Below are 7,278 nucleotides of genomic sequence, written 5' to 3' on the forward strand. Positions count from 1 at the left end.
CCCCCCGCCCCCTCCTGCTTCGGAGGCGGCCGTGGCCCTGGCGTCCAGCACGCCCGCGCCCGCCATCGCCGCCCCGGTGGTGCCAACGCCTCCCGCGCCCGTGGGCTTCCGGCCCCGCGCGGACCGGACGTTTCGCGAGCAGGTGGAGGACGCGGAGCGGGAAATCATCCAGTACGTGCTTTCCCATACACACGACAACGTGACGGAAGCCGCGCGGCTGCTCGATTTGGAGCGGGGGCACTTCTACAAAAAAATGAAGGCCTTGGGCTTGCGGCGGGGACAGAGCGAATCGTGACTGTCTGACATTCATTCTCCCCGACGACCGGTTCCCTCTCATTCCCAGACAGTCCATGGCGGACATCGACGTGATGCCACCGGACATGAAAAGACCCGGAGCCTCGGCGTCTCCGCCGCGCTCCGGGCCTCGTTTGAAACAGGCGGCTCAGCTCAAGGTCGCGATGCCCTCGCCCAGCAAGTCCGCCTCGCGGCCCCGGCGCGACGGATAGCGGTCACCGAAGTCCTCCAGGTTGGCCTTCGCGTCGTCCCACCGCTGCTCCGTCACCTGCGCGAAGAAGTTGGGCGTGGCCGTCTTCAGCGAGCCGTACTGGAAGCCCACGGAGGCAATCACCGTCTGCATCTCCCGCGGCAGCTCCGCGAACCTCGGCCGGCTGCCACCGTCCGCGGCGTTCAGGCGGTCAACCTCGGTGTTGTACTCATTGACCACGTTGTCCAGCGCCTCGCCCTTCACGGCCCGGTCCAGCTCCTTGACCTCGTCCGCCGTCAGGTTCAGCGGGTTCTCCGCCAGGAAGTCCGCGGCGTCCTGGCCCTGCTTGCCCAGGTAGGGCTCCAGCTTCGTCTTCAGCGCGTCCGACAGCCCCAGCCGGTCCAGGTCGGCCATGTCCCGCGCGCCCAGGTCCACGCCCGTGCCCACGGTGACGCCGCTCTTGCTGCCCGTCGCGTCCGGGACATAGCCATCCTGCACCGCCCGGCCCTCCTGCTCGGCGATGAAGTCCCAGTCGACGTCAGGCTCCGTCGCGGCGGCAACTTCACCCTCCGCCAGCACCGCCTGGGCTTCGGCCGCCGGCTGCAGCTGCTTCGCCGCATGGGCGGGCCGCGAATCCCAGCCGTCCTTCACCGAATAGCCCTTGGCCTGGTTCTGCTCCGGCTGCCGCGCGTCCTCCCGCCGGTTCGCCTCGTTCCGGAGGCCGCGGGTGGAGTCCCCTCCAGATACCCGCGATTCGCGCTGGGAGCTTCTCGAAGACGAAGAGCGATCGATTCCAGTCATGGCAAGTCCTCACTGAGTCCGTGGAAAATCCACCTACAGTGCGGAGACTGCCACCTACATCTCCCCCCATCAAGCCGCAGTGCGTGATTTCACCTGAATTCAACCTACATCCGCCATTCGCAACAAACCTGTAACAGCCGCGGCCCCCACCACCACGAAGATGAAGGGCAGCTTCCGCCACGCCAGCACGGCGCCAGCGAGCACTCCCGCCGGACGTGCCCAGCCCGAAAAGCCCCCGTTCGACGTCAGCGTCGCCGTGGCCACCAGCGCGGTGAGCAGCGCGACCGCGGAGAGGGACAGCAGGCCCTGGACCCGCGCGGACACCCGCAGGCGCTGGCTCAGCAGCGGGCCCGCGAGCCGGAAGGCATAGGTGCCCGCGGCCAGAACCAGGATGGGGAGCAGCGTCATCGCAGCACCAGCCCGAGCGCCAGCAGCGAGAGCAGCACGGGAACCCCCGCGGGAAGGAAGGGCGTGGTGGCGAGCGCGATGAGTGCCGCGCCTCCCGCCACCCAGCGTGCCCGGGCAGCCGCCGCGCGGGCTTCATGAGCACGGGCTGTCTCGACTCCACCCTCCGCGGGACCGGGTTCGGCGCTCGGAGGTTTGGCGGGGGCGGTCAGTGACGGCAGCAGCAGCGCCAGCAACCCGGCGGGAAACGCGGCATCGAGCCCCATCGACTCCGGGCTGCCCAGCGCCGTTCCCGCCAGGGCGCCGGCGATGACGCCCACGTTCCAGGCAGTGAACAGCGCCCCGCCGCACAGCCAGTACGCCGCCTTGCGACGCTCCGGCGTGGGCTGCGCGAGCGCGAACGCCACGGACTCGTCCACCATCAGGTGCGTGCCAATCAGCCGCACGGGCCAGTGCTTTCCAAGCACGTCCGGAATCGCCAGGCCGAACGGCAGGTGCCTCGCGTTGAGCAGCAGCCCCGCGATGACCGCGGCCACGGGGCTGCCACCGCCCGCCACCACCCCCACTGCCATGAACTGCGCACCGCCCGCGAAGACGAGCAGGGACATGGCCGACGCGACCCACACCGACAATCCCGACGCCACCGCGATGGCACCGAACGAAGCTCCGATGACGCCAGACGCGGCGGCAATCGCCGCGACATCCCGAACAAGACTTCGCTCCACATGCCCCATGGCCATGGCGCGCATCCATGAAACGAAGGCACGGGCCGGTCAACGACGAACACCGGCGCGGACCTCGCGCTCCCGGCCGTCAAGCCGACGAGCCCTCGCGTGCGCGCTGCGCCCACCCAGCGGCACATTTCTACTGCCCGTCGCCTCGACCGCCGCCACGGCGTGAAACGAAGGGCAACCGGGCTTCAAGTGACCCACCCACGTTGTGCTCGGGGGCGCTTTCAGGGGCTGAACAAGCCGACGGGACGTGGGAGAGTCCGCGGTGATGAGTACGGGCTCCATCCTTGGCATCGACTTCGGGACCACCAACACCGCCGCGGCCTTCTTCGACAAGGCCGGCAAGCTTCGCGTCGTTCCGGTGACGGACAAGAGCGTCACGCTGCCTTCCGTCGTCTGGTTCCACGCGGCGGACAAGGCCATCGTCGGCCACGCCGCGCGCCGGCAAATCATTGACGACCCGCGCCACACCGTCTTCGGCGCCAAGCGCTTCCTGGGCCGCCGCTTCCAGTCCGAGTACGTCACGCAGCACAAGGACAAGTACGCCTTCGAGCTCGTGGAGGCCGAGGACGGCTACACGGCCGTGACGATGTACGGGAAGCAGACGTCGCTGACGGACGTGGCGCACCTCATCATCCAGCAGATTCTCACGCTGGCGAACCACGCCGCCGGAGCGCCCTTCCGCGAGTGCGTGCTCACCGTGCCCGCGCACGCCAGCAGCCGCCAGCGCGCGGCGGTCCGCCACGCCGCGGAGCAGGCCGGGCTCCAGGTGCGCGCCATCGTCAACGAGCCGACGGCGGCGGCGCTCTACTACGCCAACCTGCGCAACCCCGAGCAGACGGTGATGGTGTTCGACCTGGGCGGCGGCACCTTCGACGCCACCCTGCTCGCGGTGCAGAACAAGGTGGTGAAGGTGCTGGCCACCGGCGGTGACGCCTTCCTGGGCGGCGCCAACTTCGACGAGCGCATCGTCGAGATGCTGGTGGACGACTTCCAGCAGAAGCACGGCATCGACCTGCGCGGGAACAAGGTCGTGATGCAGCGGCTCGTCTTCGCCGCCGAGTCCGCGAAGATGTCGCTGAGCCAGCGCGACGCCACGGTGCTCCGCGTGCCGTGCATCGCCCAGAAGGACGGCGGCTTCATCGACTTCGACTACACGCTCACCCGCAAGCGCCTGGAGGAGATGGTCTTCCAGCTCATCGAGCGCACCGCCTCCGCCTGCGACGATGTGCTGGAGCGCGCGCAGCTGAAGCCCGACCAGATTGACGAGCTCGTCCTGGTCGGCGGCCAGACGCGCATGCCCGCCATCCGTCAGCGCTTCTCCCACTTCAAGCGCCTGTCCTCCGACAAGGAGGTCCACCCGGAGCTCGGCGTGGCGGTGGGCGCGGCCATCCTCGGCCGGAACCTGGCGCGCGGAATCTCGGGCCTGGCGGACGTGGTGCCCATGCCCATCAGCATCATGGTCCCCGGCGGCGCGCAGCACGAGGTCATCCCCGCCAACACCCCCGTGCCCGCGACGAAGTCCGTGACGCTGGAGCTGCCGATGATTCCCGGGCCGCTCTCCATCGCCCTGTTCGAGGCGCTGGACACCACCACCGTGGACCGCGAGCTGCTGGGCACCGTCCGCGTCGAGCTGGACTGGCGCACCACCCACAAGGGCCCCACCACGCTGGAGCTCCGCATGGGCCAGGACTTCGTCCTAGGCGCCGCGCTCGTCTCGCCGCAGGGCGCCCGGCATCCGCTGACCATCAGCGATATGCGCGCGCCCAAGCGCTCCGCGTAACGCAGCGTGACGCACGCCGCCGTGCGAGGATGCGCGGGCGACCTGGGAGGTCCATGGCATGGTGGGCAAGTCCGCGGTGGGTTTGACGTTGATTCGCGTGGTGTTCGGTCTCTCGCTGGCGCTGGGACACGGCCTGTCCAAGCTCACTGGCGACATGAGCAGGTTCGCGGCGGGCGTGGCGCAGCTCGGCTTCCCGTTCCCGACGTTCTTCGCCTGGTGCGCCACGCTGGCGGAGTTCCTGGGCGGGCTGCTGGTGGCCGTGGGCCTCTTCACGCGCCCGGCGGCGGCGATGGCGGGCTTCACCATGGTGGTGGCGCTCTACCGGCACCGCGCGGACCCCTTCGGCCGCATGGAGCTGGCGCTGCTCTACCTCACCGTCATGGCGGCCATCGCGCTCATCGGCGCGGGGCCGTGGAGCCTCGACGCGAAGGTCCGCCGCCGCGGCTGAGGCGCGCGGCTCAGGCGGCCACGCGCTCCACACAGGCAGGGGTGTCGTTCGCGGGGGAGTTCACCACGCGCGACACCTCGTAGGCCTCCAGTGAGTCCTCGACGCAGGGCACCAGCAGCGGGAGCAGCACCGAGGCCTCCTGCGGCTCCGGACGCAGCCACACCTCCTGGGCCGCCGGTTCGAGGATGACGGGCATCCGGTCATGGATGGGCGCCATCAGCGCGTTGGGGCCGGTGGTGATGAGGGTGCAGGTGTTGAGCACCTCGCCCGTGTCGGGCGCGGTCCACTCCTCCCACAGCCCCGCGAGCGTCAGGAGCTGCCCGTCCTTGCGGTGGAAGTGGAACGGCGTCTTCGGCTTCGTGGACTGCTTCCACTCATACCAGCCATCCACCACGACGAGGCACCGGCGCCGCTTGAGCGCGGAGCGGAAGCTGGGCTTCTCCGCCACCGTCTCACCCCGGGCGTTGATGAGCTTGTTGCCAATGGCGGGGTCCTTCGCCCAGGACGGCACGAGGCCCCAGCGGAAGGCGTCCAGCATCCGCGCGCCATCATTGGTCACCACGGGCATCAACTGCGTGGGACAGAGATTGAAGCGCGGCCGCTCCACGGCGGTACGGATGCCCGCGAGGCCCAGCCCGGTGACAACCTGCTCAGGAGAGGTTCGAACGGTGACACGGCCACACATGGGCAGGAAGTATCGCCCTGGCGGGCCGAATGCCCAAGAAGACGCCTTGCCGGTGCAGCCAAACAGGCGGGTGGCCGCTGCGGTAGCATGGGCGGCATGAGCGACGGACCCAAAAAGAACCCGAAGGTGTTTGGCGTTCCGGTGAAGATTGACCCGTACACGTCGGTCCGGCCCGAACACCCCACCGGCGAGTTCGGGATGCCGACCACGAAGAAGAAGGATGACAAGCCCTTCGACCCCTTCGCCGTCGTCATCGATTCACCCAAAGGCGGCGGCTGAGCAGCGGAATCCGGAGCGTGCCGCCTGTCCGCTGGACTACAACGTGCGGGCCATGAACCGGACTTCTCTGCTTTCTCTCTGTGTCGCCGCCTCGCTCGTCGCATGCACCGAGCGGACCTCCAGCCCCGCCGCCGGAGTCGACTCCGGTGTCGCCGCCGCGCCTGTCGTTCCTGCCGCACCGGACAAGGGACAACCCTCCGCCCCGAGCACGGAGCCCCAGGGCGCGGGGAGCTCGGATGCAGCCGTGCCGGGCGAGGCAACGGCGGGTGCCGCCAATGCCGACTCGGGCGTCGGCGAGTACACGGGAGCGCCAGCCGCGGAGAAGGGCACCTGCTCAGCGGCGAGCTTGTCTCCGCGCGTGGCGCCAGCCGCTCCGGCGTTGCCAGCGCCCGTGGAGTCGATGCGTCAGCGCATCATCGCCGCGTCGGTGGCCTGTGATTACACGGCGCTCAACACCCTGGCGGACGAGAATGGCAAGGCCGTGCGGTTCACCTTCGGCGACGGCACCGACGCGGGCGAGTACTGGCGTGCAGCGGAGAAGCTGGGCAACCCGGAGCTGGCGCGCATCGTCCAGGTCCTGAACCTGCCGTACGCGAAGCAGGGCAACCTCTACTTCTGGCCTGCCGTCCACGTCACTGGCGCGACGTCCGACAAGGATTGGGGCGCGCTCAAGGGCGTCTACCCGGACGAGGAAATCGCGGGGATGAAGGACCAGGGCAGCTACCTCGGCCTGCGCGTGGGCATCACCCCCGAAGGCGACTGGCAGATTGCCGTCGCGGGAGACTGAATCAAGCCACGCGAATCACGTCGGCAGCTTGATGCCTGACAGCCGCTGGAACAGCTCCACGGCGAAGCCGTCCGTCATGCCGGAGATGTAGTCCGTCACGCACAGCAGCCGCTGGTACTTCGACAGCCGGGCCACCGCCTCGGTGATGGCCTCATCCCGGGACGCGGGCTCTTCCGCCGTGTCCCGGGCGTGCTCCGGACGTTGGAAGAGGTCCAGTGGCAGCAATTGCCGCAGCTTCTTCTCCTCGCGGTTCGGCGTGTCGGTGACGACCGCCATCGCGAACATGTCCAGCAGCCCGCCCAGCGTCTTGAAGCCCGCGCTCTCAATCTGGAGCACGCGCTCGCTCTCATAGCCGTAGCGCCGCGTGAGGTGGCGGATGGCCTTCAACGGCTTCGCCACGTCGTCATACGCAGCGGCCAACGGCGTCTCCCACTCCCCCTCCTCCATCGCCACTACGTTATCCAGGAACACCTTCACACACGCCTGGATGAGCTCGCCAATGGCCCGCGCTCGCGCCTGCGCCAGCCGTGTCTCCGGATGCGACGGCGGCGGGCGCACGGGCCCCTTCACCGGCTTGGGGAGCACCGCGTCCAGCAACTCACACGCATCCCTGATGGGAATCAGCCCCAGCTTCGCCGAGTCCTCCAGGTCGATGACCGCGTAGCAGATGTCATCCGCCGCCTCGACGAGGAACGCCAGCGGATGCCGGGAGAACACACCGGGCTCACGCTCCACCAACCCCACCGCGCGGTACGCCTCCAGCGCCAGGGCCTCGTCGTCCTGAAAGTAACCGAACTTCTTCTCAGACACGCGCTCCCTGTCTCGCGCCCGCCCACCCGGCAGCACCGACGCGCGCGGGTACTTGCTCATGGCCC

Annotated in this window: 9 protein-coding genes and 1 pseudogene; 5 read left to right on the forward strand and 5 right to left on the reverse strand. The window is 69.1% G+C overall.

The annotated features are described in order from the left end of the window. A partial coding sequence (locus tag HV824_RS34030; protein WP_303623449.1) for a helix-turn-helix domain-containing protein occupies positions 1-295 on the forward strand: 295 nt, incomplete at its 5' end. A 147-nt stretch (positions 296-442) separates the two neighbouring features. Here the strand turns inward: HV824_RS34030 and HV824_RS34035 are convergent. The 3 genes from HV824_RS34035 to HV824_RS34045 all read right to left on the reverse strand — a co-directional run bounded on the left by HV824_RS34035 (position 443) and on the right by HV824_RS34045 (position 2,430). Next, positions 443-1,285 carry a pesticin C-terminus-like muramidase gene (locus HV824_RS34035; RefSeq protein WP_176419208.1) on the reverse strand — a complete coding sequence of 281 codons (843 nt, stop codon included), beginning with the start codon at positions 1,283-1,285 and terminating at the stop codon, positions 443-445. Between the two features lie 99 nt (positions 1,286-1,384). Then, the gene (locus tag HV824_RS34040) at positions 1,385-1,693 is read right to left on the reverse strand and encodes an AzlD domain-containing protein (RefSeq protein WP_176419207.1); all 309 of its coding nucleotides are present in this window, start codon (positions 1,691-1,693) and stop codon (positions 1,385-1,387) included. Then, positions 1,690-2,430, reverse strand: a complete 741-nt coding sequence (locus HV824_RS34045) for an AzlC family ABC transporter permease (RefSeq protein WP_255208564.1) — start codon at positions 2,428-2,430, stop codon at positions 1,690-1,692. The genes HV824_RS34040 and HV824_RS34045 overlap by 4 nt, the downstream gene beginning before the upstream one ends. 259 nt (positions 2,431-2,689) lie before the next feature. On the opposite strand from HV824_RS34045, the gene HV824_RS34050 reads away from it, so the two are divergent. Together HV824_RS34050 and HV824_RS34055 are read left to right on the forward strand one after the other, a co-directional pair. Beyond that, positions 2,690-4,204, forward strand: coding sequence for an Hsp70 family protein (locus tag HV824_RS34050; RefSeq protein WP_176419205.1), 1,515 nt, complete (start codon positions 2,690-2,692; stop codon positions 4,202-4,204). A 58-nt stretch (positions 4,205-4,262) separates the two neighbouring features. After that, positions 4,263-4,652, forward strand: coding sequence for a DoxX family protein (locus HV824_RS34055; protein WP_163786107.1), 390 nt, complete (start codon positions 4,263-4,265; stop codon positions 4,650-4,652). Between the two features lie 10 nt (positions 4,653-4,662). Here the strand turns inward: HV824_RS34055 and HV824_RS34060 are convergent, their stop codons facing one another. Beyond that, positions 4,663-5,337 (reverse strand): SOS response-associated peptidase, encoded by a 675-nt coding sequence (locus HV824_RS34060; RefSeq protein ID WP_176425126.1) that lies wholly within the window; start codon positions 5,335-5,337, stop codon positions 4,663-4,665. A gap of 96 nt (positions 5,338-5,433) precedes the next feature. Between HV824_RS34060 and HV824_RS34065 the strand changes: the two genes are divergently transcribed. Together HV824_RS34065 and HV824_RS37820 are read left to right on the forward strand one after the other, a co-directional pair. After that, entirely contained in the window at positions 5,434-5,616 is a 183-nt protein-coding gene (locus HV824_RS34065) for a hypothetical protein (RefSeq protein WP_176425127.1), read from the forward strand. 52 nt (positions 5,617-5,668) lie between these two features. Next, positions 5,669-6,403: a hypothetical protein gene (locus tag HV824_RS37820; RefSeq protein ID WP_255208565.1), complete on the forward strand. Its 735-nt coding sequence runs from the start codon at positions 5,669-5,671 to the stop codon at positions 6,401-6,403. A 15-nt stretch (positions 6,404-6,418) separates the two neighbouring features. On the opposite strand, the pseudogene HV824_RS34075 reads toward HV824_RS37820, so the two are convergent. Then, positions 6,419-7,278, reverse strand: a pseudogene (locus HV824_RS34075) (deoxyguanosinetriphosphate triphosphohydrolase); the annotation flags it as partial.

Source organism: Myxococcus sp. AM009 (assembly GCF_013372605.1).
In the GTDB taxonomy this organism is placed as follows: domain Bacteria; phylum Myxococcota; class Myxococcia; order Myxococcales; family Myxococcaceae; genus Myxococcus; species Myxococcus vastator.

Excerpts from the sequence above, each read along its gene's own strand:
- HV824_RS34035 (WP_176419208.1), bottom strand. The coding sequence starts at position 1,285 with ATGACTGGAATCGATCGCTCTTCGTCTTCGAGAAGCTCCCAGCGCGAA.
- HV824_RS34050 (WP_176419205.1), top strand. The coding sequence starts at position 2,690 with ATGAGTACGGGCTCCATCCTTGGCATCGACTTCGGGACCACCAACACC.
- HV824_RS34045 (WP_255208564.1), bottom strand. The coding sequence starts at position 2,430 with ATGGCCATGGGGCATGTGGAGCGAAGTCTTGTTCGGGATGTCGCGGCG.
- HV824_RS37820 (WP_255208565.1), top strand. The coding sequence starts at position 5,669 with ATGAACCGGACTTCTCTGCTTTCTCTCTGTGTCGCCGCCTCGCTCGTC.
- HV824_RS34055 (WP_163786107.1), top strand. The coding sequence starts at position 4,263 with ATGGTGGGCAAGTCCGCGGTGGGTTTGACGTTGATTCGCGTGGTGTTC.
- HV824_RS34060 (WP_176425126.1), bottom strand. The coding sequence starts at position 5,337 with ATGTGTGGCCGTGTCACCGTTCGAACCTCTCCTGAGCAGGTTGTCACC.
- HV824_RS34065 (WP_176425127.1), top strand. The coding sequence starts at position 5,434 with ATGAGCGACGGACCCAAAAAGAACCCGAAGGTGTTTGGCGTTCCGGTG.
- HV824_RS34040 (WP_176419207.1), bottom strand. The coding sequence starts at position 1,693 with ATGACGCTGCTCCCCATCCTGGTTCTGGCCGCGGGCACCTATGCCTTC.